This is a genomic window from Microcoleus sp. B6-A1, from assembly GCF_036705085.1.
Classification (GTDB): Bacteria; Cyanobacteriota; Cyanobacteriia; order Cyanobacteriales; family Microcoleaceae; genus Microcoleus.
The window spans coordinates 1-26,682 of the sequence record NZ_JAUBTU010000076.1 but is presented as its reverse complement, the minus strand read 5'-3'; the positions used below and the strand labels follow the sequence as shown (position 1 = coordinate 26,682).

At 44.7% G+C, this 26,682-nt stretch carries 28 protein-coding genes; 15 read left to right on the top strand and 13 right to left on the bottom strand.

Features of this window, described 5'->3' with window-relative positions; all coding sequences use genetic code 11:
• Positions 1 to 102: 102 nt before the first annotated feature.
• The 3 genes from QUB11_RS23520 to alr all read right to left on the bottom strand — a co-directional run bounded on the left by QUB11_RS23520 (position 103) and on the right by alr (position 3,708).
• Entirely contained in the window at positions 103 to 1,230 is a 1,128-nt protein-coding gene (locus QUB11_RS23520; protein WP_333391851.1) for a patatin-like phospholipase family protein, read from the bottom strand.
• A gap of 47 nt (positions 1,231 to 1,277) precedes the next feature.
• On the bottom strand, positions 1,278 to 2,126 hold the full coding sequence (locus QUB11_RS23515; protein WP_333225227.1) for a mechanosensitive ion channel family protein: 849 nt from the start codon (positions 2,124 to 2,126) through the stop codon (positions 1,278 to 1,280).
• A 379-nt stretch (positions 2,127 to 2,505) separates the two neighbouring features.
• A complete protein-coding gene (gene alr / locus QUB11_RS23510; protein ID WP_333391848.1) occupies positions 2,506 to 3,708 on the bottom strand; it encodes an alanine racemase in 1,203 nt (400 codons plus the stop codon).
• 249 nt (positions 3,709 to 3,957) lie between these two features.
• On the opposite strand from alr, the gene QUB11_RS23505 reads away from it, so the two are divergent.
• A complete protein-coding gene (locus QUB11_RS23505) occupies positions 3,958 to 5,538 on the top strand; it encodes a peptidoglycan-binding protein (RefSeq protein WP_333391846.1) in 1,581 nt (526 codons plus the stop codon).
• Between the two features lie 150 nt (positions 5,539 to 5,688).
• On the opposite strand, the gene QUB11_RS23500 is transcribed toward QUB11_RS23505, so the two are convergent.
• The 5 genes from QUB11_RS23500 to QUB11_RS23480 form a co-directional block, all read right to left on the bottom strand.
• Positions 5,689 to 7,062, bottom strand: coding sequence for a hypothetical protein (locus QUB11_RS23500; RefSeq protein ID WP_333391844.1), 1,374 nt, complete (start codon positions 7,060 to 7,062; stop codon positions 5,689 to 5,691).
• Between the two features lie 52 nt (positions 7,063 to 7,114).
• Positions 7,115 to 7,822 carry an alpha-ketoglutarate-dependent dioxygenase AlkB gene (locus QUB11_RS23495; RefSeq protein ID WP_333205546.1) on the bottom strand — a complete coding sequence of 236 codons (708 nt, stop codon included), beginning with the start codon at positions 7,820 to 7,822 and terminating at the stop codon, positions 7,115 to 7,117.
• Between the two features lie 230 nt (positions 7,823 to 8,052).
• The gene (locus QUB11_RS23490) at positions 8,053 to 9,057 is read right to left on the bottom strand and encodes an S-layer homology domain-containing protein (protein WP_333205547.1); all 1,005 of its coding nucleotides are present in this window, start codon (positions 9,055 to 9,057) and stop codon (positions 8,053 to 8,055) included.
• 77 nt (positions 9,058 to 9,134) lie between these two features.
• Positions 9,135 to 10,547, bottom strand: a complete 1,413-nt coding sequence (locus QUB11_RS23485; RefSeq protein WP_333205548.1) for a DUF3370 domain-containing protein — start codon at positions 10,545 to 10,547, stop codon at positions 9,135 to 9,137.
• 12 nt (positions 10,548 to 10,559) lie between these two features.
• On the bottom strand, positions 10,560 to 11,402 hold the full coding sequence (locus QUB11_RS23480; RefSeq protein ID WP_333205549.1) for a Uma2 family endonuclease: 843 nt from the start codon (positions 11,400 to 11,402) through the stop codon (positions 10,560 to 10,562).
• Positions 11,403 to 11,518: 116 nt separating this feature from the next.
• Here QUB11_RS23480 and QUB11_RS23475 point away from each other — a divergent pair, with 116 nt between their 5' ends.
• Complete coding sequence (locus tag QUB11_RS23475; protein ID WP_333058152.1) at positions 11,519 to 12,106, top strand: competence protein CoiA family protein; 588 nt, start codon at positions 11,519 to 11,521, stop codon at positions 12,104 to 12,106.
• Positions 12,081 to 12,782 (top strand): hypothetical protein, encoded by a 702-nt coding sequence (locus QUB11_RS23470; protein ID WP_333058151.1) that lies wholly within the window; start codon positions 12,081 to 12,083, stop codon positions 12,780 to 12,782. Before QUB11_RS23475 ends, QUB11_RS23470 begins: the two co-directional genes overlap by 26 nt.
• A 196-nt stretch (positions 12,783 to 12,978) precedes the next feature.
• Here QUB11_RS23470 and QUB11_RS23465 read toward each other — a convergent pair whose 3' ends face one another.
• The 3 genes from QUB11_RS23465 to QUB11_RS23455 form a co-directional block, all read right to left on the bottom strand.
• Positions 12,979 to 13,860 (bottom strand): hypothetical protein, encoded by an 882-nt coding sequence (locus QUB11_RS23465; RefSeq protein WP_333205550.1) that lies wholly within the window; start codon positions 13,858 to 13,860, stop codon positions 12,979 to 12,981.
• Between the two features lie 119 nt (positions 13,861 to 13,979).
• Complete coding sequence (locus tag QUB11_RS23460) at positions 13,980 to 14,585, bottom strand: DUF1517 domain-containing protein (protein ID WP_333205551.1); 606 nt, start codon at positions 14,583 to 14,585, stop codon at positions 13,980 to 13,982.
• A 455-nt stretch (positions 14,586 to 15,040) separates the two neighbouring features.
• Entirely contained in the window at positions 15,041 to 15,583 is a 543-nt protein-coding gene (locus tag QUB11_RS23455) for a hypothetical protein (RefSeq protein WP_333205552.1), read from the bottom strand.
• A gap of 357 nt (positions 15,584 to 15,940) precedes the next feature.
• Here QUB11_RS23455 and rfbB point away from each other — a divergent pair, with 357 nt between their 5' ends.
• From rfbB to hpsJ-A, 4 genes are all read left to right on the top strand, one after another.
• Positions 15,941 to 17,047 (top strand): dTDP-glucose 4,6-dehydratase, encoded by a 1,107-nt coding sequence (rfbB, locus tag QUB11_RS23450; protein WP_333205553.1) that lies wholly within the window; start codon positions 15,941 to 15,943, stop codon positions 17,045 to 17,047.
• A 386-nt stretch (positions 17,048 to 17,433) separates the two neighbouring features.
• Positions 17,434 to 18,285, top strand: coding sequence for a cyanoexosortase A (gene crtA, locus QUB11_RS23445; RefSeq protein ID WP_333205554.1), 852 nt, complete (start codon positions 17,434 to 17,436; stop codon positions 18,283 to 18,285).
• Positions 18,285 to 18,953: a cyanoexosortase A system-associated protein gene (locus tag QUB11_RS23440; protein ID WP_333205555.1), complete on the top strand. Its 669-nt coding sequence runs from the start codon at positions 18,285 to 18,287 to the stop codon at positions 18,951 to 18,953. Before crtA ends, QUB11_RS23440 begins: the two co-directional genes overlap by 1 nt.
• 78 nt (positions 18,954 to 19,031) lie before the next feature.
• Entirely contained in the window at positions 19,032 to 19,802 is a 771-nt protein-coding gene (gene hpsJ-A / locus QUB11_RS23435) for an HpsJ-like protein, cyanoexosortase A-associated (RefSeq protein WP_333257236.1), read from the top strand.
• 187 nt (positions 19,803 to 19,989) lie between these two features.
• On the opposite strand, the gene QUB11_RS23430 is transcribed toward hpsJ-A, so the two are convergent.
• Together QUB11_RS23430 and rpaB are read right to left on the bottom strand one after the other, a co-directional pair.
• Positions 19,990 to 20,640, bottom strand: coding sequence for a cofactor assembly of complex C subunit B (locus QUB11_RS23430; RefSeq protein ID WP_333205557.1), 651 nt, complete (start codon positions 20,638 to 20,640; stop codon positions 19,990 to 19,992).
• A 153-nt stretch (positions 20,641 to 20,793) separates the two neighbouring features.
• Positions 20,794 to 21,525, bottom strand: a complete 732-nt coding sequence (rpaB, locus tag QUB11_RS23425) for a response regulator transcription factor RpaB (protein ID WP_071587789.1) — start codon at positions 21,523 to 21,525, stop codon at positions 20,794 to 20,796.
• A 164-nt stretch (positions 21,526 to 21,689) separates the two neighbouring features.
• Here rpaB and radA point away from each other — a divergent pair, with 164 nt between their 5' ends.
• The 8 genes from radA (at position 21,690) to QUB11_RS23385 (ending at position 26,517) form a co-directional block, all read left to right on the top strand.
• The gene (gene radA, locus QUB11_RS23420; protein WP_333205558.1) at positions 21,690 to 23,246 is read left to right on the top strand and encodes a DNA repair protein RadA; all 1,557 of its coding nucleotides are present in this window, start codon (positions 21,690 to 21,692) and stop codon (positions 23,244 to 23,246) included.
• Positions 23,247 to 23,298: 52 nt separating this feature from the next.
• Positions 23,299 to 23,532: a hypothetical protein gene (locus QUB11_RS23415; protein WP_333205559.1), complete on the top strand. Its 234-nt coding sequence runs from the start codon at positions 23,299 to 23,301 to the stop codon at positions 23,530 to 23,532.
• A gap of 3 nt (positions 23,533 to 23,535) precedes the next feature.
• Positions 23,536 to 23,865 carry a type II toxin-antitoxin system PemK/MazF family toxin gene (locus tag QUB11_RS23410; RefSeq protein ID WP_333205560.1) on the top strand — a complete coding sequence of 110 codons (330 nt, stop codon included), beginning with the start codon at positions 23,536 to 23,538 and terminating at the stop codon, positions 23,863 to 23,865.
• 81 nt (positions 23,866 to 23,946) lie between these two features.
• Positions 23,947 to 24,183, top strand: coding sequence for a type II toxin-antitoxin system prevent-host-death family antitoxin (locus tag QUB11_RS23405; RefSeq protein WP_333205561.1), 237 nt, complete (start codon positions 23,947 to 23,949; stop codon positions 24,181 to 24,183).
• A 111-nt stretch (positions 24,184 to 24,294) separates the two neighbouring features.
• Complete coding sequence (locus QUB11_RS23400; RefSeq protein ID WP_333205562.1) at positions 24,295 to 24,672, top strand: hypothetical protein; 378 nt, start codon at positions 24,295 to 24,297, stop codon at positions 24,670 to 24,672.
• Complete coding sequence (locus tag QUB11_RS23395; protein ID WP_333205563.1) at positions 24,673 to 25,206, top strand: hypothetical protein; 534 nt, start codon at positions 24,673 to 24,675, stop codon at positions 25,204 to 25,206.
• 55 nt (positions 25,207 to 25,261) lie between these two features.
• On the top strand, positions 25,262 to 26,116 hold the full coding sequence (locus tag QUB11_RS23390) for a TIGR02587 family membrane protein (protein ID WP_333205564.1): 855 nt from the start codon (positions 25,262 to 25,264) through the stop codon (positions 26,114 to 26,116).
• Entirely contained in the window at positions 26,113 to 26,517 is a 405-nt protein-coding gene (locus tag QUB11_RS23385; RefSeq protein ID WP_333205565.1) for a TIGR02588 family protein, read from the top strand. The genes QUB11_RS23390 and QUB11_RS23385 overlap by 4 nt, the downstream gene beginning before the upstream one ends.
• Positions 26,518 to 26,682: the final 165 nt, after the last annotated feature.

Genomic DNA, 26,682 nt, shown 5'->3' with positions numbered 1-26,682 from the left:
AATTGAAAAATTCCTCAATCCCTTACTCTGTATACTTTTCGCCGAAGGCAAAAGGCAGATGTTACCCAAAATCCGCCTCTGACCGAACTCCCGACTCGAAAGCTACTCTCCAAAGCCCCTAGCCTTCAAGTGCTTTTGCCAACTAAAATTGGAACTCAAAAAGAACCTCTTAGTATACAAATACCCCAAGCGGTACAGGTGAGCCTTGCGATCGGCATCGAGATTAAAGTCCGTCGTCGTCACCCCAGCATCAGTCACATCAATATTAATCACCCTGCCCTTATCCATTTCTCGCTGGTGATAGCGGTCTCTTGCTTTCATCATCGTTCTGAACATCGCCGCCAGCATCGACAGCGGAGTATCAATCTTAACTTCACTCTCAATTCCAGTATCAACTAATCGAAACCCAAAGGTAAACCAGCGGGGCATAGCAGGAGTCGCACCGAGGGATTGTTTGTCATAAATCCACAGGGGGAAATTGCTCAAAATTCCGCCATCTACAATTAAGTCATCGCCGAGTTTTCCGGGCTCAAAAAATAGCGGAATACTCATGGACAACCGAACGGCTTCAGCCACGCTAAAATGTTCAGCACTTTGGAGTCGCAACTGCTCGTACAAAGGATCGGAATCCGTCGATTCGCGTCGGTGTAAGTCGTCGGGCAGCACCAACATTTCACCGCGAGTAAGGTTGGATACTACTACTTTTAATTCCCGCTCTTTTACGATTTGTTTGACATCGGCAAAAGTGTGCAAGTTACCTCGACCGAGCATTGCTTCCAGCCACTGCCGGAACGGTTGCGCCGAATATTCTCCCATCTGACGGCTAACAGTTAGGAAAAGCAGCGTCCAAGCAGGAGATTGCAAGTCGTCTGCGGGGTCGCCGTTTAAAATTAGAGGACTGTTTTTTTTAGTTAAAAATATGCTGTAATCAAGCTGTCCTAAAATTTCCTCTAAATCATCTATTGACAAGTCGGTTGCCAATACTGCTGCTGTAATTGCACCTGCCGAAGTGCCGGCCAATTTTCGCCACCGGATGCCCAAATCGCTACAGCACCTGAGTGCTCCTAAAAACGCAACTCCGCGCACGCCGCCGCCTTCAAAAACCCCGTCGGCATAGATTTGACCGTTTTCGTCGGGAGGCGGAAATTTGCTGAGAATTGTTTGTTTTTCGGTGGCGGTGATTCTGACACCGGGTTCTTGCAAAATTTGCTGTGGATACCACTGACTCATGGGAAATACCTCGGATAAATTTTGGGTTTTAGATTTTAAATTGATATCTATTGTTCTTGATTTTTGTCGGCATCCATTGCCTCTTTGACGTATTGTTGAACTTGCGATCGCACTTGTTCGTAGGCCACCGACGCGCACCAAGGTCGGAGAGATAAAATAGTTGTATCGGGAGTAATCTCGGCCACCAAACAAGTCGGGGGCGGATTCTCCAACACCAGCGGGTGAGAGTGGGCAATTTCTAATAACTCAGCTACAGTTGGACGAATTGGCCGATCGCCAATATCGATCTTCAAGTCTACTCGCCTCGTTCCCATTGCCGTTGTATTTTTCAGTGTACCGTTAAACAACTGATTGTTCGGGACAATAATTTTTATGCGATCGTCTGTCACCACTGTTGTTGAAAAAATCCCGATGCTGTCCACCACTCCCTTAACATCCCCAGCTTCAATCCCATCCCCGACTTCAAAGGGCCGCAAACTAATCAACATTACCCCAGCAGCGAAGTGGGACAAAGTATTTTGCCACGCCAAACCAATGGCCAAACCCGCAGCACCCACCACCGCAACCACGCTGGTAGTTTGAATTCCCAACTGACTCAAAGCCGCGACTACTCCCACTACCAAAATCGTAATTTCAGCAGCTTGAACTAAGAATTTCCGCAGCGTGGCTTCGGTGCGACTCAGTGCTCGGCGAGTCACGCGGCCCGCAAAGCCGATCGCAAATCGCGTAATTAACAAAATGCCGATCGCCCACAGCAGTTGAGGTACAATTTTAAACCCCAATTCTACGAATTTTTTCGAGAATTCTTGGGCTACTTCCAAGGCTTGTGTTCTTTCTGCATTTAGCTGAGAATAGAAGGTTTGGGCTATTGGTAAAAACGTCTGAATAACTGTCATGTTAATTTGGAATTTGGAATTTGGAATTGGGCATTGGGCATTGGGCATTGGGCATTGGTAAACGCGGTCTCAGTCTTATCGCTTATTCCGAGAGTCCGACAGGGGTTAAAAACCCCTATCTCATAGCTAAAGTCCTCTAAAATAGGACTAAAATCGATAATTTTATCCTTCAAACTCTTGAGTCGGTTTAAACCGACTTTGGCTATGAGGGGGAGCATCTCATATTTGTAAAAACACTTCTTCTGGCTCCTTCCTTCTTCCTTCCTCCTCTTTTCTCCTGGCTCCTGACTCCTGACTCCTAACTCCAATTTCTAGCTTGGCTGCAAAAGTGAGATGCTCCCGCTATGAGGCAGGGGTTTAAACCCCTGCCGGACTATTCTTAATAGTGTACTGCTACGCGGGGCAATCGGTGTTTAAAACCGCAGAGAATTTCCCACGAAATAGTTCCTAAAGTCGTGGCCCAATCGTCAGCACTAATTTGATTTTCCCCATCTTTGCCCAACAGAGTCACCACTTCACCGACTTCTAAATCGGGAATATCAGTTACATCCAGCATTAATTGATCCATCGTCACGGCTCCCACTTGCCCCACGAACTGACCCCGGACTAAAACCTGCATTTTATTAGAAAGATTGCGCGGAATACCATCTGCATAGCCGATACCAATTACGGCAATCTGTGTCGGGCGCTGAGCTATAAATTGATAGCCGTAACTGACGCCGGTTCCTGCTTCAATTGTTTTCACCTGCGTTACCCTAGCTTTTACCTGCATTGCGGGCTTCAAATTGGTTCTCGACTGCAAGTGAGGTGCGGGATATAGACCGTAGGTAGCTAAACCGACTCGCACTAAATCATAATGCAAATCCGAATCAACAAGGGCGGCAGCAGAGTTTGCCAAGTGGAGGCGAGGGGGGTTAATTCCTGCTATTTTAATTTGCTCGATCGCCTGTTGAAACCGCTGGTGCTGCTCTCTCATAACTGTGGGGTCGGGACTGTCTGCAGTCGCCAAGTGAGAGTAAATACTGGCTAATTTTAAATTGGGCAACCGCTTGACTAATTGCACAAATTCTGTTGCTTCCTGCCAGGGCGTACCCAAGCGAGACATTCCCGTATCTAACTTAGCGTGAACTGGCAAAGATTGGTTAAGACCAGCGAGAACTTCCGAAAAAATTAGGGCTTGTTTGGCAGTACAAATAGTCGGCTGCAAGTGCCATTGGGCGATCGCCTTTACCTGTTGGGCTGTATGGGTTGCGCCCAACAGCAAAATCGGCGCTTCTATCCCAGCTTCTCGCAATTCTATTCCTTCGGGAATTGTCGCCACTCCCAGCCAACTAGCACCTGCTTGCAATGCTGTTTGACTGACTGCAACAGCACCATGCCCGTAAGCATCCGCTTTCACAACTGCCATCAGTTCTGTGTGGGGAGATAAGAGATTTTTAAGCTGTTTTACATTGTGAGTTAAAGCTGCTAAATCGATTTCTACCCAAGCCCGCTGGCATAGTCCCCCGTAACCTTCCCCCAGCAACGTCTGGCGGGATTGTTTTGTCGGTGATTCTGCGGCTGTTTGTTCCCCACTCAACATTGTCGATCGCTCCTACTTGCTTACACCATTAAAAACTGCTCTAAAAAATGCTAGGATATTTTACCCTAAGTTTGATTATAATAAGATTTTTCCTTTAATCAATGTTATACAACTTTAAAAAAAGAATGCAACTGTAGGCAAGCTGCAAACCCATATTGCATAAGTCATTCCCCATCTAAAATCTCAAATCTCAAATCTAAAATGGTATTAACTGGTGTATCATAGCACCAAAAATACCCGGTAAAAACTATGGACGGACTGGCCTACCTACATTTAGCTGAAACTTGGGAAACGGCTGCGAGTCAAACTCGATCGACAAACTCAAAAATGCACCGGAATTTAGCCTCTGCTCCTTTACTTTTCTTTACGATCGCTCTCACAATTTTCAATTTAGTTAATCCCGCACTCGCCATCAAAAAAGGTGATTCAGGCCCGGAAGTTGCCAATCTCCAGCAAACTCTGCAAGCAGCAGGATATTTTCGCGGTAAGGCTACAGGATTTTACGGTTCTGTCACCCAGGCTGCTGTGAAAAAGTTTCAAGCAGAGAACAACCTGAAAGTTGACGGAATTGTCGGCCCTAAAACCTTGTCAGCGCTGAAAGGTAAGCCGGAAGATGCGAGTAGTGAATCTGCGGAAAAAATAGCGCCAAATGTCGATCGACCTTCGCCATCTCCTACCGCCACAGAAAACACAAACGAAGTCGAAGATCCAACTAAAAATCAGCCCAAACAACCTCTATTTCAAGAACCCTCTTTGCCACCATTTAAAACCGAAAAATCCGACGATAAAAAAAGTGAATCACCAACCACAAGGCTAGTAAATCCTCCCGACAACACTCAAGGAAAAATGACCTTGAAAAAAACAATTTACGGCAACATTTCGCCCAAATCAATAGTTTATTCGGGTTCGGGTTTATTTTTTGCTCAAAACATGATGTACAGCCACACAATCACAGTTTACGACAGGAACTTTAAATTAGTCAAGACTATTCCCGATACAGTAAACTTGTCGAAGTTCGGCTTTTCTAAATTCAAAGGCAATTATAAAGGCTCTCCCGTAGAAGCGGCTTTTTCAACTGACGGCAAATATGCCTACGTATCCAACTATCAAATGTACGGTTCGGGGTTTAGCAATCCGGGGAGCGACAGGTGCTCTCCAGCGGCAAAACACGACCAAAGTTTTCTGTACCGCATCAATACCCAAACTTTGAAAATAGAAAAGGTAATTCCTGTCGGTGCAGTTCCAAAATTCAATGCTGTTTCGCCTGACAATCGCTTCGCCCTCGCTAGCAATTGGTGCAGTTGGGATTTGAGCATAGTTGATATCAATAAAAATATCGAAATCGAGCGGGTGAAACTGGGTGCATATCCTCGCGGTATTGTTGTTACTCCCGACTCAAAAAATGCCTATGTTGCCATCATGGGTTCTTCCGATATTGCGAAAGTGAATCTCATCGACTTTTCGGTAGAATGGCTGAGGAATATTGGGAATGCGCCGCGTCATTTGACGATCGATCCCAACGGAAAGTATCTTTATGCCACTTTAAATGGTGAAGGAAATGTGGCAAAAATTGACCTAAAAACAGGTAAAGTGGTGGACAAAGTTTCGACAGGAAAAGCACCTCGCAGTATGACAATTTCCGATCAGGGAAAACTACTTTATGTGGTGAACTATTTCTCGAATACTGTTAGCAAAGTTAGGACGAGCGATATGAAAGTGCTGCAAACAGTGAAGGTTAATTCAAGCCCGATCGGGATTACTTACGATCCGAAAACTAATCAGGTTTGGGTAGCTTGCTATTCGGGCAGTATTATGGTGTTTCAAGATTAATTTAACTTGTTTCTATGTTCACTCAAGCGTGGACTAAGAAAGAAGGACTAAAGTCCTTACTACAAACTGGTTCGGAGTGAGAACTTTAGTCCTCAGAATTAAGACGGGTAGCAAACGTGACGATGCCTTTGCAACCGAATTTCATATCAATTACAAAGCTTTTAAATTGATTTTGTGCAAACTTATAAAAAGACAATCGATATCTTTACTACGAGGTACTAACTTATCTTTTCCAGTTAAGAGATGTTGTGTGATTAGTGGTGGAATAGGAAAACAAGCTTTAATTTTAGTATCTTTAGCTTGAGGGCAATAAATTTCAAAATCATGTCGATTACTTACTTGTTCTTTCAATCGATCGATTATGGTGGTGTTTTGGTTATAGTTACATAAATCAATAATTATTATTACACCACCTACAGGTATTTCATTAAGCAAAAAATTGAGATTTGTTTGAACTGTAGATATATTATAAATTTCATTCAAACAATTTTGAAAAATGAACATTTGGCTTTTTTGAATTGTTGTTTTGATTGAGTGAAGAGAATTAGATTCGCATAAATCTAGGTAATTACTATTTAGCTTTAAATCTCCTGACCAGTATTCCGGTATCACAAATTTTTTGGTAACATTTCTGCTTAAAGTCCATTCCTCAGAAGCAATATCATATACATTAACAGTTAATTTTTTAATGTTTTGATACTTATCTGATAATAATTTACTTAAACCTACGATTTCTGGACATGGCCCTGCACCAAACAAGCATACTTCTAGCGTTTCATTTGTTAGATTGTCCAATAAATTTTGAGCGTGTATCATTTCTAATATTTGAAAATTCATGTACGCATAATGGGGATAATAACGCATCAAATAAACTGCTTGAATTGACTGCTCCGAATAATTTACTTTAACCTGATTCGATCTATAAGAATTCCACAATTCTTCTGCGGGTTTTTGTAAGGATTGTAAATAGTTTTCAAAGGTTCCCTGGTTGTTTTTGTGATAAAAGTCTGTCGAATTTTCTAATCCATCTAAAATGCAATTGTACAATATTGTCTTTCTTGTCTTTTTGATTGGTTTTGCTACTTCAGTTTTAACAGGAATTTTAGGTTTAATTTTTAGGTCTTGAATTTTATGATTAGCAATTACATTGTGCAGACTTTCTCGCTGTATATTGAGAGATTTAACCTCTTCTTTAAGCCGATCGACTTCGATCGCAATTGAGTTGTATTCTTCTTCAATCGTAGTTTTTGATTTAGTTCTGCTATCAATTGCCTGTACAAGTTTTATTCTTTTATTTTTCAGGCTTAAAATCTGATTTTCAATGCTTTTTAAATTTTCGGCATGGCTGCGGATATTTTCAAGTTCTCGGTCAGATTTTTTGCTTAAAACGAAGGCACTACTAAGCGTGCTAATTGTCGCTATACCACCTATGACAGCACTTTTAGGAATATTTTTTTCTACTGCTATACCCAAACTAAAAGCAATACTAAAGCTTAAGGTTCCTAATAAAAGTAGATTTTTCATAACTCACTTAACCCTGATTTGATAGCAGCGATGAAATTTTATTTTATTTATTTTAAACTGGTTTGATAACTCTAAAAGTTAGATTGATTCTTGGTTCCACAAATTTAGAAGTTTTAGGGATTTGATGTTGCCAGCAATGCTGGGTTTTACCTTTCATCAACAGCAAACTACCATTGAGCAAATTAATATCAATTTTGTTGTCTTTTGAGATTTTATGCTTTAAGGAAAATCGGCGAGTTGCCCCAAAGCTAATTGAGGCTATAATCGGATTTTCTCCTAATTCTGGCTCGTCATCGCTATGCCATGAAACGCTATCTTTACCGTGACGGTATAGATTGAGAAGAACGCTATTAAAAGTAACTTCTGATATCTCTTCAGCCTTTAATTTAATTAATTTGAGTGTGGGAGTCCAAGGATCTGGATGCTGTTCGATGCCGGAATATGTATAGGATTTGCCTTCATCTCCATACCAACCTGTAAGTCGGGGTAAAGGTATCTTTTTTCCATAAAAATGAATAATATCCTGTTTCCAGTTAATACTAGAATATAAATCGGAAAAAAGACGATCGCTTTCTTCGATACTAAAAAAATTGGGATAAAATATCACTTCTCCATCAGTATCAATAACTACTGTTTCTTGAAGATCGCTGCTATCTAGCTGATTATCCCCAAGTCTTATCTGATGATACATAATAATTGCCTCAAATCGAATCAATGAGTGTGGAATGATGATTTGGCATGATTCCTGTGATTTTAACATCGATCTCAACTGCCCGCAAACCCAAGAAACCGGGTTTTTGGCTGATTCTGTCAGCTATGAGGAAGTATTGTCGCAAAAAAACCGGTTTCTGACGGCCGGCAAACCCAAGAAACCGGGTTTTTGGCTGATTCTGTCAGCTATGAGGAAGTATTGTCGCAAAAAACCCGGTTTCTGACTACCCGCAAGCCCAAGTCAGACTAATAGAAAAAAGAAGGGCTTCAGTCCTCTAATTACTGTCGCACAACATACTCAGAAGACTTAGCAGGTACTTGCCCTTTTTTGGCCATAGCTTGGTAAATCATGGCTGCTACTTCAGCGCGAGTTGCTGTTCTATTAGGCTGCAGAAGTGCGCGCTTCGGGTGGTTGACCACAATGCCAGCTTCTGTGGCTGCTGCTACTTTGTTAACTGCCCATTTCGGCACTTTTTTCCTGTCTGTATAAACCTGTAAAGTTTTGCTGGCTTTTGTTGAGGGTTTCAGGCTCAAACCGCTCGCTAAAGCTGTGATGACTTCCACGCGGGGAATATTTTTGTCGGGACGGAACTCATTGTTTGGGTATCCTTTAAGATATCCAGTTTTGACGCTGCGGTCGATCGCAGGAGCGACAGGACTCTTGTCTTTTACGTCTTTAAAATCAATGGGTTTTCGGATCGGCTCTTTGTCGTCGGACATTCGCTGAACCAAGCGCGCTAGTTCTGCTCGCGTCATCGGTTCGTCGGGACGAAATTTGTTGTCCGTGAAATCAGTAAAGATTTTCCGATCGACTAAAGCGACAATGAACGGACGCGCCCAATATTTGTCAGGAACATCGGAGAATCTAACGGGCCCAACTTTGGGTTTATCAGCTTTCGGTTTGGTAATTGCTGGATTGGGAGTCGATCGCGCAATTGGCTTGGGAGGAACAACGATTACACCCACCGGAGGAGTTGCCGGTAAAATCCGCCCTAAAGGTGCAACAGGTGCGACATCCGGTTTTGACGGAACGGGGGTTGCAGCGGGCGATCGCAAATCCGAATTTGGCGATTCTGGCGTTAATATTCCCGGAGTCGCGGGCGTAACAGCAGGCTGAGAAAAAACGGCTGGAAATTGCCAATTTCTGGCATTCAATCGATCGGGATTTTTACCTGTTACCCAAAATAAAATTGCTCCCATCGTGCCGAAGGCAACCAAGATAGCAATCAATTCATCCAATCCTAGAGGATTTCTTTCCCCTGACGGGGGTTGTGAAGAAGACATATTGTCACCTACATACTAATGTAGAAATTAAATCACATATTTTTTGGGTCTGGTAGTGACTGAAATAAATAAATCAACTATTCCAAAGTTCTCACTGTTAATACTTGCGGGGGCGTAGAATCGGGAGGATAAATAAAATCAATTTTTACCGATTGCGTTTCTGTCGCAGCTAACCTCAACTTTACCATCGGTTCCACAACTTGACCGAAACGGTGCCACAAATGCACGTAGCGAGTTACATCGTAACCTCCATCATCTCGGTAGCGCAGCCGCACAGTACCTCGAAAATAGGGAAAATCTAGGGAAGGTTGGCGAAATCGCAATCCATTTTTTGAGAGTCGATCTTCTTTTAAAGGCGTTTCCAAACTCACCGCTACCGTTTGCGGTTTTTGGGCAGTGTTATGCAGTGGCAAAATCAGATTGTAGTGTACGCCGTAATTGCCGTGGGCTTCGTAAGCGGTGTCGGGATAGCGCGCCAGCATTTTTCCTGCTTGCACTTGTTGGGTTCCCAAAGTGCCCCCGCGCAAGGTAGAGATCGCATAGGATATCGCTTTTCCAGTCTGGGGAATTGCCAGATTTTTAGCATCGCGATCGACTAATTCCGCTTCCCATCCCGAACCTTGCTGCACCCCTGCCACGCGGCCGTAAATCAGGCTTCCCGAAGTCGCGTCGGGGGGAGTCGGGGTTTTGTCGCGGGGGCCTGCCAAACCGCCATTATTCAGCAATTGCTGCCATTCTTCCAGAGTTGGCGCGCGCTCGCCCCCATCAGCATTTTGAGGTGCATACATTGCCAAAGTTGCGGCGTAAACCTTGCCGCTACTTTTGAGCCGCACAAAGGTAGAACGACCATTTATCGGCGTTTCCAGACCCCGCACGGGAATAGGGCGATTCATCAACAATGCGGTTTCTCCCGGTGCAATCAGCAGTTTTGCGGGAAAATCCGGCTGCCGCATTCCCCGCAAAACGTTATCGACAGCGCGAATCCCAGGGCCAGAATATATTTCGCCGTTGGGAGTCTCACTTAGTGCTGGTTTTTGTTTGAACGGTGCGTCTGGTTCCATCAGGTAACTGGCAGCCTGCAACACTTCCACCGTCACGGGTTCGGAGCCGGGATTGTAGAGCAAAGCTGCGATATACAAAGTGCGTAAATTTGCCGGAGTGTGAGAAAAATGGTGAGCAAACAGGTTGAATTGCCCTTGAAAGGCAAAGTTCAGGTGAGCTGCGGGGACTTTTTTGCCGTCTGGGGGAAACGTTGAAAGCAAAATGCCTTCTTTTTTGACCCATTCGGGACTGTTGCTGTTGAAGAGGGGGATGTTGTCGAGTTTTCCGGGGAGCGATCGCACTTCCGTAGCTTGTACAATTTCTGCGGGTGCTGGTTTTGCGGGAACAGATTGTACGGGTTTTTTGACGTACAACAATCCGCCGACTGCACAAAGGACGATCGTAGAAATGCCAGCAATTCGAGAAAAGAGATTTGGTTTCTGAATCATGAAAGTTAACTGTCAGCCCAATCTCTGTACATCTTCCACCGACAGCGACAGCGCCTGAGCCACTTGCTCTACGGTTAAACCCATTGCCAGCAGTTGGGGAATCGCATCCCGTTGGGTTTGTTCTGCGCGATCGGCCCTTTGGCGTTCCTGTTCGGTATGGAGGCGTTCGAGTCTAGCTTGTTCGCTACCAGTTAACAACAAATTACCCTGATTATCCCACCAACGCAACCATCGCTGATGCTGATTTTGATAGCTACCTTCCCACACACCTAACTCTACTCCCATCAGGTCGATCGGATGATGTCCGCGATCGTTCGGTTGCAAACGGCGATAACGAGTATTCACCCAGTTATAGACTTCCAATTCACTCGTTTTAATGATGTAAATCGCATAGTAAGGAATGCGAATAATCTGCTCGTATACCCAAAACTTTCCTGGTTTCTGGTTGACACCTTCTGGTAAGCGAGATAAGGCAGTATTGTTTCGTTCTTCAGAGCCATTACCACTAGCAAATTCGATCGCAATCAATGGCACAATATACTCGCGCCAAATCACGTAAGAGCGGCGAATTTCCCCATCTATTAGGGGCGGAACGTTGGGAACGTAGAACCAGTCAGGTGCTTCGGCTCCCTTTTCTGGAGGGTCGGTTTCGCGCCAGTAAATGCCGCTATCTTGCCCGATCGCATATTGTCCGTCGGGGTGAAGGGTTTGCAGTGTAGTTTCCAGGGAGTCGGTGAGTAGAATACTCTGGGGATGTTCTTGGAAGTTTTTCACAAACGTGCCGTCGGAGTCAGGTAGTTGGGTGTGATCGGGAAAGGCGGGAGGTAAGGTTGTGGGGTTGAGGCTTTGGGTCATGTCAGCTATCCGATCGTGAAAGGACAGATGCTTTATTTAAGTATAGCCATTTTATATGGAAAGGCTTTAAACTGTTTAATACGCTCTCTGTCTATCGTTTAACTAGAGGTGTGACCATGCCGTTAATTGCCAAAATCGCAAGCACTAACGAACGAGTAGACATTACAAAATTGAAAAATCCTCGTGCTGAACTGCAAGCAGGTGACTTAGTATGTCAGCTTTGTGGTAGTCCGATGATTATTAAGCAAGGGATGATCAAAAAACCTCATTTTGCCCACAAAGCAGAATGCACAAGCGATTACCAAAGCCATCCAGAAAGTCCTGAACATCTTGCAGGGAAAGAGTTGATAGCAAAAACTCTCAAGACAGAACTGCCAGAGTACAGCCTTGCCGAAATAGAATATGAGTTTCCTATTCCTGAAGTAAGGCGGATTGCTGATGTTGTAGCAAAGTTTCCTAACGGGTGGATAGTCGCTCACGAGTGCCAACTAGCTTCAATAACAGTTGAAGAACTTGAAAAACGAACAGAGGATTACTTATATGCAGGAGTTGACGTTATTTGGTGGCTTGGCAAAGCTGCAAATACCAAATCCAATCTCGATTGGTCTCACTCAAAGTTTGGATTTGCCCTCGTACTCAATTACGACCAATTGTCCGCCCACGCTCAAGGAAGTCAAGATGGAGTTAAAGTGGGTTTACTCTAGGTTAAGTGAAGGTTATTGGTATGACAATCAAAAAAATGAACGCTCTGGCAAAATGCTTGATCTCTTCGATCTCTTTATGACTAACTTAGAATTAGAAAAACGGCTAAATGAAAGAAAACCTACTGCAAAAGTTATTGAGACGCTATATATTTTTCGCTGCCTTTACATTCAAAATAATGAATGGCAGAGATTTGACCTAACTATTGAGCAGTCTGGACTGGCGATTTTAGATAAGATTATCAACTCTTGTTTCGATCGTTTTGGAAGCTCTGTCAAGAAGTTTGAACTGGGTATTCAATATTATTATGAATTTGATTGTGGTTTGGCTTCTGGTAAATCTCCTTGGCTGCACTACACTACGGATTTGATGCTTAAGCGATGTTTAGAGATTTGGCCAAAAATTAAACCCGATCAAATTAAGCGAGGGTTAGCGCTGCAAAAGCGCGGTGAACCGTCCGTAAATGGTCATATTGGATCGCTCAATGCGAAGAAAGCTATAAAAAAAGAAAAAGAAGAAAAAAAAGAGGGGTATGGGGCTGATGAATATTGGGTGGTGGAAAATCCAGAAGCACTGAAACCCTGGCGTGGTGAACTTCTACCTAAAAGTGGTATCGAGGCTGCAAAAAGAAGGGCGCATGAGTGGCAGTTGAAACGTACAGGCACATCTCATAAATAATAGCGATATCTCTTACTTTGCATCCTTTGCGGTTGAAATTTTTCAAAGAGATCGTCCGATTTTATCATCAGGAATTGAGGGCAAATGATTTACAGCCCTGGCCTAAATTGCTGACGATAAATCCAGAGTGGAATCCTCGAATTAGCAATGATCGAAGGCCAGGATACATTTGGCCTGAGTTTGAAACATGATATTCTTAACGCCTTCTGCCGCCAAAAGAACGACTGCGACTCGGTTGACGAGAATTCCTGCCACTACCAAAACTCGGACTCCGCCTTTGCTGGGGGGAATTTGAGTTGGGCGATCGCCTCAAAGTGCTGCCACCGTAACCCGAACCGGTCGATCGATTGCCATTTGGCCGTGCTGAGGGTCTTACTGGCTGGTTGTATGTGGGCGATCGCAAGCGGCCAGTCGTCCTTAAAACTTGACGGTTTCTCACAGCCGGAGGCGGAGTTTGGTAGCGAGTTTGATATTGGTTAACAGCTTGGCCGTAAGTATTGCCATAGCCGCCATATCCTGTCATAATTCCCGGCTGATAGACTGGCGGCATATAATATTGCGGTCTAAATAACAAACTGCCGATCGCCTGACCGGCCACAGCTCCAGCAAACGGTGCCCAGAAGCCAGATTGCTGCCGCACTACTACGGTTTGTGGCTGACCTGTTTGAGGATTAGGAACAGTTTCGGTAACGTTGTGAACGTACTCAATTTTAAAATCTTCTGTCAAATGCAAAACCGCTTGATTGTTATCCACATTTAGATAACTTTTCTTGCCTGCCGATATTTCTTCATTTGTTAAGCGAGCCATTTGCAAATCCCTAGTGCGGTAAACTGGGGGACTGCCGGGGGGAGTATTCAGCAACATCAAACTGTATTCGCCATCAGCATCGTCGTAGGTAGCTTGCTGTACGGGATATTGGCCTTGAGCCAAGTTATTGTTTGGTGCAGGACGCACAGTGTTAATATTCGGATTTCCAGCAGGATTTGTAGAAGTTTGTGTGCGAGGAGAACCGCAGCCGGTTGCCGTCCACAAAAAAGTTAAAGCCATTAAATAAATTGTCAGTTTTCGCAGCATCATAAATAGTAATTGGGAATTGGGCATTGGGCATCGGGCATCGCGCATTGGTAGCAAATAACCCTTCGACTCCGCTCTGGGCACCGCAAATAACTAATAACTAATAACTAATTACTCCTTCCTTAAAGGGGAATAAGTTCGGGGAAATTGACCAACACTTGCTCGTTGGTAAGTTCGTCTCCCAACTGTGCGGGAGAAAAGTGAACTTGCACAGCTCGGAGCCTTTCTTGGTAATGTAAATTAATCAGGGCTTTTAAACCGACTTTCAGCGCACTGATGTCAGCAAGGTCAGTTTCTAGAGCAGGAACTTCGCCTTCATACGCAACTGTCAGCATCACCACCACATTTCTAGTTACCGGCAAAGACAAAGGAGAATTTTTATCGTAAACAGATGTACTGTATTGAGGCTCGCTGAGATAGCGATCGGCTGAATCAATGAAAAGTTCATCCACATAATCGCCCGCTTCGCCTTCATTCCAAAAAACATCGCCTTCATTGGCGGCTGATTGCCAGTAGTTATCGTACTGCAACAGGTGATTGCAAATTTCTACAAGACCTTCTCCTAAAACTGCTATGTCGCCATCAGCATCAATTGCTTGTCTGGCGGTGCGGTTGAGAACTCCTAACAGCGGTGCAACTTCTTCGCCTGTTAGGTGAACGAACACCCGGCAAACTGCCAATCTAGTTTGACCTGTAAATTGATTGAATCGATCGCGCCAAGCATTCATAATAACCGAGAATAGTAATCTGTAGGGCTATATTTCCCACCATAGCAGGGGATTTGAACTCTTGCCGTCTACCCTCAGATTGATCTGAAGAGTATTTTTAGCGATCGCCTCGGCTGCCTACTGTCTCGCTTTGACTCCTCTAATTTTATCGCAGTTTTCCATCGGATCAAATACAGTAGGAAAACGATACTGCCTTGTCGTGACTGGGAGCAGCGACTTTTAATAATTGGTATGAGATTGATGATTGTAGCAAGAGTTTTTTTAATTGATATTAATTCAGCGCTCGTTTGCTTTGCCGAAATATGAGATTGTGTGCGATCGATTCATCTGTCTATTGTTTGCAGTGCTTCGCGATCGCCATGACAAGAAATTGTAGGGTAGATAATTTAGACTCAAAAAACCTCCAATCTTGCAAGATTGGAGGTGCGCTAAGCGAATATGTTGGTTTGAGATAACTATTTGACGATCGCGCTTTGGACTTGTTCGATCGCAATTTCAGAACTCAACTCAGCAACTGGCGAAACCGGCAAATCCAGCTCGCCGCCTGGAGCTTCTGGGTGTTCGCGAACGACTGCAACCGCATTTGCTGACTCAGCTACAGCACCCGCCGGCGCCAAATCGAGCAATGCCGGAACTTCCAAGTGTCCAGAAACACCTGCATCTGCCATCGGAGCCGACTCTTCAAAAACTTCAAAATTATCGGTCATCGCAGCGCAAGCAGCAGAGGCGCGCTTGCCGGCACGGTAGCTCATGTAGGCCGCTCCGCCACCCAAAACTCCAGCCAAACCGAGGAAACCGAGAGCTGCTGTTTTGTATGATTTCCACGGATTAATGCGCTCCGAGCCGCCGGAACCTAGGAGGGTTGTCGCAGAACCAGATTTAGCAGCGCCAGATTTGCTGTAGGAACAGGGGAAAGCAGATGCGGCGTCACCTATGGCGATGCTGCTTGCGATCGCGACGACGGAAGCAATGCCAGCTAACACTTGAAACTTCTTCATGTTGCTCGGGAGATTGTAAAGGATAATTAAAAAATTAATGGTAACAGCTCTTTACAAAAGTATCAACTCTGCCCGCCGCCCATATCGAGGATCGATCGCAAAAGTCAGCTATAGCCTCACGCAATTCAAATTTAAAATTGCCCGCTAAAAAATCTGCCATGTTTGATATGTAAGCGTTTGGACTAAGACAGGGGTATAATTTCCAGTCAGGTGAGCCAAGAGTTCGATCGCGCCCAAATAAGAAAATCTGAGGTGAGACAGTAGAAAATTTAATTACAGAGCGGCAAACACTTGGTGACAAACTACTTTTAAGGCTACTTTTGTAAAGGCTTAGTTATTGGAATAACTCTTATTTTTATGACAGACAACGCGACTCAAGGCATTGAGCGAGCCCCTCGCCGATTGTTGGTGACGGGGGGGGCTGGATTTATCGGCTCGAATTTTGTCCATCACTGGTGCAAAAGCTATCCGGGCGATCGAGTAGTCGTACTCGACGCTTTAACCTACGCCGGAAACCGACAAACCCTGGCAACTTTGGAAGGAGGCGAAAATTTTCGGTTTGTGCAGGGTGATATTTGCGATCGTACCTTAGTCGATACCTTGCTCAAAGAAGAAAACATCACCACAGTCGCGCACTTTGCCGCAGAATCCCACGTTGACAGGTCAATTATCGGGCCTGCCGCCTTTGTTCAAACAAACGTTGTCGGAACCTTCACACTGTTAGAAGCCTTCCGCAAGCATTTTGAAGCAATTGATGAGGCATCTCTCAAAGCACAAATGCGCTTCCTCCACGTTTCTACCGACGAAGTTTACGGCAGTCTCGGTCCCGATGACCCAGCCTTCACAGAAACAACCGCCTACTCGCCGAACAGTCCCTACTCAGCCTCCAAAGCTGGCAGCGACCACCTCGCCCGCGCCTATTTCCACACCTACGGCGTCCCGACAATTATCACCAACTGTTCCAACAATTACGGCCCCTATCACTTCCCAGAAAAGCTCATTCCATTAATGTGCATCAATATGCTATTGGGCAAACCGCTGCCAGTTTACGGCGACGGTCAAAACGTGCGAGATTGGCTCTACGTTCTCGACCACTGCCGCGCTTTAGATGCCGTTATTCACCGTGGTCAGCCTGGGGAAACCTACAATGTTGGCGGCAATAACGAGGTAAAAAATATCGATTTAGTAAAAATGCTGTGTCAGCTAATGGACGAATTAGCTTCTGATTTACCCGCTCGTCCTTGCGAACAATTGATCGCATTTGTCAAAGACAGAGCCGGGCACGATCGGCGTTATGCTATTGATGCCACCAAAATTAAAACAGAGTTAGGTTGGACTCCCTCAGTAACAGTTGAAGAAGGTTTGCGACAGACTGTAGAATGGTACTTAGCCCATCGAGAGTGGTGGGAACCCCTGCTTTCGGAGGAATATCAAACTTACTACCGGAAAGTCTACTCTAACTAATCTCCTCCTGGACGCACCGGCTACAAAAAACCAGAACCAGTAAAAAACTGGTTTTCCAGCTCAAGAGTGCGTCCAGAAAGGTTTCTGTCTTGCCTTCAAACTTTACATTTAAACTCCCGGCGCAAAAACCCGGTTAGAGAAAGGAAAATCTTTCGTTAAGTGCGATCGACCCGAGTTAAAAAACCTGTTTTCTTTGGTCTTTGCTCCTAACTTCAGAATTAATTGGGTGCAGGTAACTATCACACACATTCGCCATTGTCAATCATTGTGAAGATTTAGTGAAAAATCATCCGAAACGTATAAATTCAAGTGTTTGTAGCTGATAATTTTAATAGAGTTACAAGAGTAAGCATTTTAGAAGCTTTTAGGAAAAACACAAAGCAGCAATGACCGAAATCAACTGGCTCAAGCACATCCAAGAACCTAAATACTGGCTGTTAGGCATCGCCTCCGGTTTGATTGCCCTACACCTAACTCTAACTTCCAGAACAAACGACACAGACCTATTCGGTACAATGTTACTGTTTTGGGGAGTCGTAGCATTTCTCATTTGGGAAAGGCACGAATCCTTAACTTTTGAAAGCGGAATTTTCGCCAGCTTATTTGGGACATCGTTAATTGCTTTAATATTGCTCAAAAGTTCGTCGATATCTGGATACGACTTCTTTATCAGAGCAACGCCTTTTTTGTCGGCAATTAGTCTCGCATTGCTGGCTTCCGGCACAAAAGGACTGAAACAATATTGGCAGGAACTTCTAATTCTTGGCTATACAGCTATTCCTCCAGGATTGATCGGAGTATTGGTTGATGTCCCCCAATTAACCGCTAAATTTTCAGCTTTCATCCTGCACTATGTAGGATTTGACGTGGTGCGAAAAGGGGTTTTTCTAATTCTGGAAAAGGGAAGCGTGGAAGTGAATCACGGCTGTTCCGGGGTGAATGCGATGCTACAATTGTTAGGACTAGCTCTGGTTTTCTTACTGATGTTTCCTACCACTACGGGTCAGAAAATTGTATTGCCATTCGTGGCAATAATTACTGCATTTGTAGTTAATGCCGCGCGAGTGGGTCTCCTAGCCGTGCTGGTATCGCTATCTCAACCCGCAGCATTTAAATACTGGCACGAAGGAAATGGTTCGGTAATATTTTCGATGATTGCTGTATTTATTTTCGGGTTATTCTGCTGGTTTGCAATTTTGAAAGACCAACCCCAAAATAAGGAAGGACAGAATTGCTAATGGCTATTACCTCTTGGAAACCACTTAGGCTTTCCCTGTTGGCTGTTACTTTGGGAGGGGTTTTGTTGGTTGCCGGAAAATTGGTTTTCTATCCCTCGGATGGCAAGCCTGTGGCCACCCCGTTTGAGTTTCCCGAGTCGGTGCCTTTAGCCGATTGGAAACTAAACAAGAGCGCGCCGATCGAACTTAGCGACAATTCAGAATTCAAAGCTGCCAGGAAATATGAATATCAAAAAAATAGCATGGCTCTAGAAATAGAGATGCGCTATGCGGTAGACACCATTGGGGCAGTGGAAGGTATGATGAGGGGACATACAGTTCTCAAGTCGTCTCCTGGTAAACTAGCATTGGCAAACATTCAAGGCGCGGGGTTTCACGGAATTTTGCAACAGCAAGATCGACTGTATTTGAGTTCGTGTATCAATCCTCGTGGCAGTGCTACAGTAACTTCCCAACAGTTTAGATATAATCGAAATACTCGCGATTGGCAGCCAAACCGTATTCTGTTTTGGTTGTTGGGTAGGGGAAATATTCAAGACCGGCGCTGTTTGTGGACTCAGATGTCTGTGCCTTTGGATAAAACAACTCCAGAAGATGCCAAAAAAATTCTAGAGAATGCTTGGGTTTCTTGGTATGAGTGGTGGCAGCCGCGATTCCCCGAGCCTTGACTCGATTCAGTCGATTTTAGCTTTTAGCTTTTAGATTTACTCCACAGGTGAATCGGGAAGCTGGGACAAAAGTCTAAAATGTTTGACTCTCCACGACTGTTGTCGGGGGCTTGTATCCGTTCTTGGGCGGCGTCAAGAGAGATTTTTCTTAACAACAACTCTGATTATTTTATGAATGACTTACAAGGCGAACAAGGTTTTTCTATCTACAGACTGCGTTGGATTGGCTACGGTCTATTAATTTTGTCTGTATTAGATACGATCGCAACTCTTATACCAGCAAATTTTGGCAATCGCCTCTGGGAATTGCAAACGATTGGGGCTGTAGTGGAACGGGTTCCCGTTCCTTTACTGGCAATGGCGCTGATATTTTTTGGCGAAGGGTACGACCGCAGAGGTTTGGAAGAAGTTTTTTTGAAGGTTTTGTCTTGGGTTTGTCTGCTGCTAGGTCTGGTTTTTCTGTTGATGCTGCCTTTGGGAATTTTTGGCACTATCTACGTCAACAACCAAAACAACCAGCAAATTACTACTCAAGCAAACCAACAATTAGCTCAGTTGCAGCAGGTGGAAGAACGGCTGAATAAGGGTAGTCCTGAAGATTTAAGGAATTTGGCGGGGGAACTTACTCGTTTGGGGGTACCAGCGGATACGCAAAACCCACAGCAATTGAAAGAGCAAATTCTTTCGAGAATTACTCCGGCTAAGGAACAGTTACAGACGCAAAGTGCTGCGGTTCAGCAAAGTCAGCGCTTGGGGTTATTTAAAAATGCTGTTAAGTGGCTGCTGGGCGCGCTGATTTCTAGTGTTTTGTTTTTTACACTGTGGCGCGGTACTGACTGGGCTCGCTAGTAGTCCAGCCATTTCAATATTCGTAGGGGCGGGTTCACCAACCATATATAACAATGACGAACAATCTAAATAAACCCGTCCCCGCCCCACGGTAAATATGAATGTACATTTAGATTGTTGGTGGGGTTGGGGCGGGTTTATGGAATTTTGGGTTTTCCATCTATATGGTTGGTGAACCCGCCCCTACTTAGGAATTTAGGTGCTGACTGAGGGTATTTTCTAGTTTGTCGGCAATGCCTTCAACCCAGTTTTCATCTTGTTTTGTGTAGCTGCGGGGCGCGTTAGCACCTAAGATTAAAACGCCTTGGGTGCCGATGGGTTGACAGATAACTCCTTGAGTATTTTCTGGCAAATAGTCAAATTCAATTTTGCCGGGGTAAATATTAAGATTTACTAAATAAATTGGTTTATTTTTGTCGAGCACTCGCTGCAAAATTGGCCCGGGTTTGACTTCGGGATTGATGCCTAAAATGCCGCGCCGCAATAGGACTTTTCCCTGATACACAATTACGATCGACCTTGTGGCGGTATTTGTCAACAGCAAACGCGACGCCCAGGCTAATTCTATTTTCACGGCATCCGGCAAATCCGGCGCAAATTCAAAACCTTCTTCGCCGATAAGTTTTACCGAATCGGGCGATCGCGCTTGCACCTGCTGCCACAGCAAACCTGTTAAAATCAGCAGAGCGCTGATAATTACTCCCAAAGCGTCCGATCGAGCTTGAGAATCTGTAATTTGCTCTGTCAGCAAGCGGTTTACCATTAGCAGCGTACCTGCTAACCCTCCTGCAACTAAGGGCAATTGCCGCAAAACTTTATTGGGATCAGATTTAGTCATTAGTCATTAGTCATTAGTCATTAGTCAGCAGTCATTAGTCATTAGTCAACAGTCATTAGTCATTAGTCAACAGTCATTAGTCATTAGTCATTGGTAATTGGTAGTTGGTAATTTAACTAATGCCAACTGCCAACTGCCAACTGCCAACTGACTTTATCCTACTTCTCCAATTTCGACAATTCGCTGGAAGAGATAGCCGGTGCCGCGGGCGGTGAGAATTAATTCGGGATTGCTGGGGTCGTCTTCCAACTTTGCCCTAAGCCGCGAGATGTGAACGTCCACTACGCGGGTGTCTACGTGGCGTTCTGGCGTGTATCCCCAGACTTCCTGCAAAATTTCCGATCGCGAAAAAGGCTCTCCAGAACGGCTGACAAGCAGTTCTAACAGGCTGAATTCCATGCCCGTGAGGCGAATTCGTTCGTCGCCTTTGTAAACTTGGCGCTTGTTGGTGTCAATCCTGATATTGGTGACGTGGATGACTCCAGAGCTGGGAATGCCCGATGCTCCATTTTTGTCAACCCTCCGCAGTACCGAACGGATGCGGGCTTCAAGTTCTTTGGGAGAGAAAGGTTTGACGACGTAATCGTCGGCGCCCAATTCTAAACCGGTGATGCGATCGGCTACGTCTCCCAAAGCAGTTAGCATGATGATGGGTACGTCTGACTCTTTACGCAACTCCTGACAGACGCCGTAACCGTCTAGCTTCGGCATCATCACGTCCAAAACCACTAAGTCGGGTTCGGTGTTGCGAAATGTTTCAAGAGCTTCTTCGCCGTCAGCAGCGGTGACGACATCGTAGCCAATCATGGAAAGGCGAGTCTCCAGAATGCGCCGGATACTGGCTTCGTCATCGACTACCAGAATTTTTTCTTTATGGTTTTCCAAGTTACCGAGCACTCCTTAAGTTACATTTCAGATAATGTTATTTTTTTGTACCCTATCATAGAAGACACAAATTGAATCATGGGCGGCGATCGGTCTGAAAGCTTGATAATTGCTTTAACTCAGACTTTTCTAAATGTTAGGGTGACTATTTATCATAGTAAACAATGCCTAAGCCTCGAATACAATATATTTGTCGGGAATGCGGGTATGATTCACCACAATATTTTGGCAGATGTCCTAGCTGTCAGAAGTGGGATTCTTTTGACGAGCAGTTAGAACAACCTACTGCTGGTGTGCCGCGGGCGGGTTTAACTGGGGTGACAACTAAGACAGTGGGCGGTTCGCCCCCTGATAAGTCGAAGGGTCAACCAAGGGTATCTTTCAGATTATCGCAGATTGCTGACCAAACTCAGTCTCGCTGGCCTTCTGGTTACGGGGAACTCGATCGAGTTTTGGGAGGCGGGATTGTTCCGGGCTCGCTGGTGTTGATTGGCGGGGAACCGGGAATCGGTAAATCGACGCTGCTGTTGCAGGTGGCGAATATGTTGGCCCGCAAGGATCGGATACTGTATGTTAGTGCGGAGGAGTCCGGCCAGCAGGTGAAGTTGCGATCGCAGCGTTTGGGCGTGGCTAATCCGGTTGAATTGTCAAGCAACGGCGGGCATAAATCTGGCAGTAACGGGGAAGCTAAAAGGGATTCCGAGGACAATTCAGCGGAGAATTTCTATTTGCTTCCAGAGACGGATTTAGAAGTTGTTTTGCGGGAGTTGGAAGCCCTGAAACCGAATGTGGCGGTGATTGACAGCATCCAAACTATTTATTTTGCTAGTTTAACATCGGCTCCGGGTTCGGTGGCTCAGGTGCGGGAATGTACGTCTGCTTTGATGCAGGTGGCGAAAAGGGAAAATATTACTTTATTTATTGTCGGTCACGTTACGAAAGATGGAGCTTTGGCGGGGCCGAGGGTTTTGGAACATTTGGTAGATACTGTACTTTATTTTGAGGGCGATCGCTTTGCTTCTCATCGACTTTTGCGATCAATGAAAAACCGTTTTGGGGCGACTCACGAAATCGGTGTTTTTGAAATGGTAGCCCACGGTTTGCGAGAAGTAGATAATCCGTCGGAGTTGTTTTTAGGGAATAGAGATGAATTTTCTCCCGGTACTTCGACGACTGTTACTTGCGAAGGAACTCGACCGATTTTAGTGGAAATTCAGGCGTTAGTCAGCCCTGCGAGTTTTGGTTCGCCGCGCCGTACTACTACGGGTGTGGACAATGCTAGATTGCAGCAAATTTTAGCTGTTTTGGAGAAAAGGGTGGGGATTCCTTTATCTAAATTAGATGTGATTTTGGCGACGGTGGGCGGGTTGAAGGTGGACGAACCGGCGGCGGATTTGGCAGTTGCGATCGCCGTTGTGGCCAGTTTTCGCGATCGGGTGGTTGATGCACGCACTGTTTTGCTTGGGGAAGTGGGTTTGGGGGGACAGGTGCGGCCGGTTTCCCAATTAGAGTTGCGGCTGAGGGAAGCAGCTAAGTTGGGTTTCAAAAGGGCGATTATTCCTAAGAATCAACCGGTGCCAGAGTTGGGGATGGAGATTATTCCGGTGGCGAAAGTAATCGATGCAATTATTGCAGCGATTCCTGCTACTCCGGCTCAGTTGCAGTCTGGTGATATGGAATTACAGTCGGTTGATTTGGAGGAAGAGGATTTGTTTAATTGAGATTATGTTAAGGTAGCAATAACTGGGAAAACACCAATCTAAAACTCACATTATGAAAGCCTACGAATTTCCAGCAAAAGTTACATCGGAAGGGAAAATAAACTTGACCGATGACATTTTAAAATACTTGGCAGTCAACCAAGATGTAAGAGTGATAATTCTGGTGAATGAACAAACAAACTCAGAAGCCGATGAAGTAGAGGAGAAAACAGATTGGCATCGTCTTGCCGCCGAACAATTCTTTGCCGATTACAGCGAAGAAGATGCAATTTACGATGAGATTTGAGCTATGACTAATTATCAGTTTGGAGAATTAGTTCTAGTCGGATTCATCTTTGCGGGTGCAGCCGAAACTAAACGCCGTCCTGGTTTGGTACTGTTGGACACAGGAGATGAAGACATGATTGTTGCCAAGATAACCAGTCAAATTACTCGTACAAACTTTGATGTCGAAATTCAGGAATGGCAACAAGCAGGATTAAAGCGGCCTTCAGTGGTTCGCTTGCATAAACTGAACACGTTACAAAAAAGTTTAGTTGAAAGGAGACTGGGAATATTAACCCCTGATGATTTGGCGCAAGTGCGAGATAGAGTCAAACAAATCTGGTCTTTCATTTGATGAAAATACAGGATCGCAAGCTTCATTAGTCACGGCAAATCTCAAATCTCAAATTTCCAACTGTATGCGGAGGCACGAGTTATGTATCAAGTAGACATTCTTGAGGCAAAAGAAAAGCTTCTGGAATTAATCGAAGCGGCGATGAGAAGCGAAGAAGTAGCGATTACTCAAGATAACCCGCCTGTTGTAAAATTGGTAGGAATACCGCCAGCTAATAAGAAGCGCTGGCCATCCAAAGCTGGGAGTGCTAAAGGAATGGTTTGGATGTCCGATGATTTTGACGAACCGCTAGAAGAGTTTAAGGAGTACATGGAATGAGGTTGTTGTTGGACACTCATGCCTAACCACGATCGAAGGAAAAAATATCGTTCTTTAGTAGCAAACACTATGAGACGATTGCAAATAACCACACTTATTAAAGGGATAGTTATGGCAATCGTAACACTCTATCACGGTACAGATATTGAGAGTGCATTGGATATTCTTAATAACGGGTTAAACGGATCTCGCTTGCTAGCTTTGCAAACTCAGCCCATACAATTAGGTATCGGTTGGTATGCTGCATTCGATCCAGAAGTGGCCTGGTTCTTTGCTACCCTAGCACCCGGTTTAGAGGCATTAGGCTGCACAGTTATTGAAATGTCTTTGCCTGTGGTAGAATTAAACTATCTGTTGGGTAGAGGAGAAGCTAAAATTGAGCCAATTGCCAATGTGATGTTCTCTGCACAGCAAATATGGTTTTCAATTAATGCGTTTGAATTTTTAAATGAAAAAGCTGAGTTTCAACCTTACGAAGAAGTAGGATAAATGAAAAAACATTACACTTTGAAGGATTTAACAATTCGTTCAAAAAATCGCCAAAGTACAAATAATAATATCACTGCACATACTCATACTGTGTTGTTCGCTCGTGCGCTTACAGTTGAAGAACAGCAAGAATTTACACAAATATTACAGATTGTTTGCGAAACCTTTGATTCATCACAAGGTTTAGATAATAACTTTTTAGCTAAGCCTAATGTGACATTTATTGCTCCTAACCAGGCATATTACACAGTGAATCAGGGCATTTGGGCAGGTTCGCGGAAGGATGAGCTATTTGCTAAGTTAGCTGCATTCAGTCAAGATGTTGCGACCATTGCTGAACATGATGGCAATCCTGTCTTTAGCAAACTAGGAAAGTTAAAGCAACTGCAAGAGTGGGCGCAGTCGCAGATTGACAATACGGTGCAACCAGAAGTTAGACCAGATATTGCAATTACAGTGTTGCAGTTAATTGATGAAATTGCCAGGTTGCAAAACAAAATCAAGGAATTAGAAAATAAATCACAAACTGTGTAATGTTGTCAAAAAAATCATAATTTATCAATTTTTTAATTCGCTTGTTAGCCGAAACATGAACAAATCAAAAAGACGTAAAAATCAGTGGTCTAATGAACTAAACGACATCATTCGAGGTGCATCGGGTGGCTTTTTGTTCGGGATTCCCCTGCTTTATACGATGGAGGTTTGGTGGATTGGTTCGTATACTAAACCAGCGCAAATGTCGATCGCGATCGCAACTACTTTTCTCGTCGTTTTCTTGCTGACTCGCACTGAAGGTTTTCGCAAAACTAAGGACATCCGCTGGCTAGATGCTGCAATCGATACCGTAGAAGCGATCGCCATTGGCATTGTCTGCGCCGCTTTTGTCCTATTTTTGCTCAGGGAAATTACGCCGGAGACTCCGCTGCAAGAAACTTTGGGGAAAATCATCTTTGAAGGCCTGCCCTTTGCCTTGGGAGTAGCCCTGGCGAACGGTTTTTTGAGCGGTGATCGCTATCAAAGTTCCGACAGCGACAGCGAACCTAATATTAACCCAACTTTAGCAGATATCGGCGCTACTTTAATCGGCGCGATGATCATTGCTTTCAACATCGCCCCAACAGACGAAATTCCCATGCTAGCGGCAGGTATTTCGCCGCCTTGGCAATTAGCAATTATCGCCGCCTCGCTGCTAATTTCCTACGGTATTGTATTTGTAGCCGGCTTTACTTATCAAGCAAAACGGCAGCAGCAGCAAGGGATTTTTCAGCGTCCCCTCAGCGAAACTGTCATGGCCTATTTAGTGTCGCTGGCGGCTTCTGCATTTATGATGTTTTTCTTCCACAAACTCAGTTTTGACGATCCGTGGTCGATTTGGTTGAACTATACGTTAGTATTAGGACTGCCGGCGGCTGTTGGTGGCGCGGCGGGGAGGTTGGCGGTATGAGTGAAACTAATAACGAACAGCAACAAAAAAGAACGCCTGCTGAATGGGTGACATTTGCGATCGCCTGCTCGATCCTCTTTTCCCTCACCGGGCTTGTACTCTACAACTGGGTGACTAAAAAGCAGGAACCTCCGGTTATTTCTCTCACTCGCAACACGCCTATTCGCGAAACTCAAGGGCAATTTTACGTGCCGTTTGCAGTAACTAACACGGGCGGCGAAACGGCAGAGTCTGTGCAAATTATTGCCGAATTGCGCGTCAACGGTGAAGTTGTAGAATCCGGCGATCAACAAATTGATTTTTTGTCAAGTGGCGAAACTCAAGAAGGGGCTTTTATTTTCAGCCGCAACCCCAGTCAAGGTGAGTTGATTGTGCGATCGAGCAGTTATCAACTACCTTAACAAAGTTTTCAAGTCTCGTGTCCGTTAAGTGTGACCCTAATAAAATCCTGTCGCTGGGTGGGGGCGGGTTTAAAAATACCTTACTTATTAAGGATCGCGAATTAAATAACTTACAATTTTAATTGTTATTGTGGGATGGGCGTCCCGCCCGTCCTTTTTGGACGG

Coding starts and splice junctions, on each gene's coding strand:
- QUB11_RS23495 (WP_333205546.1), bottom strand. CDS start 7,822: ATGTTAAAATCACAGGAATCATGCCAAATCATCATTCCACACTCATTG.
- QUB11_RS23480 (WP_333205549.1), bottom strand. CDS start 11,402: ATGACCCAAAGCCTCAACCCCACAACCTTACCTCCCGCCTTTCCCGAT.
- QUB11_RS23485 (WP_333205548.1), bottom strand. CDS start 10,547: ATGATTCAGAAACCAAATCTCTTTTCTCGAATTGCTGGCATTTCTACG.
- QUB11_RS23460 (WP_333205551.1), bottom strand. CDS start 14,585: ATGAATGCTTGGCGCGATCGATTCAATCAATTTACAGGTCAAACTAGA.
- QUB11_RS23430 (WP_333205557.1), bottom strand. CDS start 20,640: ATGACTAAATCTGATCCCAATAAAGTTTTGCGGCAATTGCCCTTAGTT.
- QUB11_RS23395 (WP_333205563.1), top strand. CDS start 24,673: ATGAAAAAACATTACACTTTGAAGGATTTAACAATTCGTTCAAAAAAT.
- QUB11_RS23415 (WP_333205559.1), top strand. CDS start 23,299: ATGAAAGCCTACGAATTTCCAGCAAAAGTTACATCGGAAGGGAAAATA.
- rfbB (WP_333205553.1), top strand. CDS start 15,941: ATGACAGACAACGCGACTCAAGGCATTGAGCGAGCCCCTCGCCGATTG.
- QUB11_RS23470 (WP_333058151.1), top strand. CDS start 12,081: ATGGAGTTAAAGTGGGTTTACTCTAGGTTAAGTGAAGGTTATTGGTAT.
- crtA (WP_333205554.1), top strand. CDS start 17,434: ATGACCGAAATCAACTGGCTCAAGCACATCCAAGAACCTAAATACTGG.
- alr (WP_333391848.1), bottom strand. CDS start 3,708: ATGTTGAGTGGGGAACAAACAGCCGCAGAATCACCGACAAAACAATCC.
- QUB11_RS23490 (WP_333205547.1), bottom strand. CDS start 9,057: ATGTCTTCTTCACAACCCCCGTCAGGGGAAAGAAATCCTCTAGGATTG.
- QUB11_RS23520 (WP_333391851.1), bottom strand. CDS start 1,230: ATGAGTCAGTGGTATCCACAGCAAATTTTGCAAGAACCCGGTGTCAGA.
- QUB11_RS23390 (WP_333205564.1), top strand. CDS start 25,262: ATGAACAAATCAAAAAGACGTAAAAATCAGTGGTCTAATGAACTAAAC.
- QUB11_RS23515 (WP_333225227.1), bottom strand. CDS start 2,126: ATGACAGTTATTCAGACGTTTTTACCAATAGCCCAAACCTTCTATTCT.
- QUB11_RS23475 (WP_333058152.1), top strand. CDS start 11,519: ATGCCGTTAATTGCCAAAATCGCAAGCACTAACGAACGAGTAGACATT.
- QUB11_RS23500 (WP_333391844.1), bottom strand. CDS start 7,062: ATGAAAAATCTACTTTTATTAGGAACCTTAAGCTTTAGTATTGCTTTT.
- QUB11_RS23400 (WP_333205562.1), top strand. CDS start 24,295: ATGGCAATCGTAACACTCTATCACGGTACAGATATTGAGAGTGCATTG.
- QUB11_RS23405 (WP_333205561.1), top strand. CDS start 23,947: ATGTATCAAGTAGACATTCTTGAGGCAAAAGAAAAGCTTCTGGAATTA.
- QUB11_RS23465 (WP_333205550.1), bottom strand. CDS start 13,860: ATGATGCTGCGAAAACTGACAATTTATTTAATGGCTTTAACTTTTTTG.
- radA (WP_333205558.1), top strand. CDS start 21,690: ATGCCTAAGCCTCGAATACAATATATTTGTCGGGAATGCGGGTATGAT.
- QUB11_RS23505 (WP_333391846.1), top strand. CDS start 3,958: ATGGACGGACTGGCCTACCTACATTTAGCTGAAACTTGGGAAACGGCT.
- QUB11_RS23455 (WP_333205552.1), bottom strand. CDS start 15,583: ATGAAGAAGTTTCAAGTGTTAGCTGGCATTGCTTCCGTCGTCGCGATC.
- hpsJ-A (WP_333257236.1), top strand. CDS start 19,032: ATGTTTGACTCTCCACGACTGTTGTCGGGGGCTTGTATCCGTTCTTGG.
- QUB11_RS23410 (WP_333205560.1), top strand. CDS start 23,536: ATGACTAATTATCAGTTTGGAGAATTAGTTCTAGTCGGATTCATCTTT.
- QUB11_RS23385 (WP_333205565.1), top strand. CDS start 26,113: ATGAGTGAAACTAATAACGAACAGCAACAAAAAAGAACGCCTGCTGAA.
- QUB11_RS23440 (WP_333205555.1), top strand. CDS start 18,285: ATGGCTATTACCTCTTGGAAACCACTTAGGCTTTCCCTGTTGGCTGTT.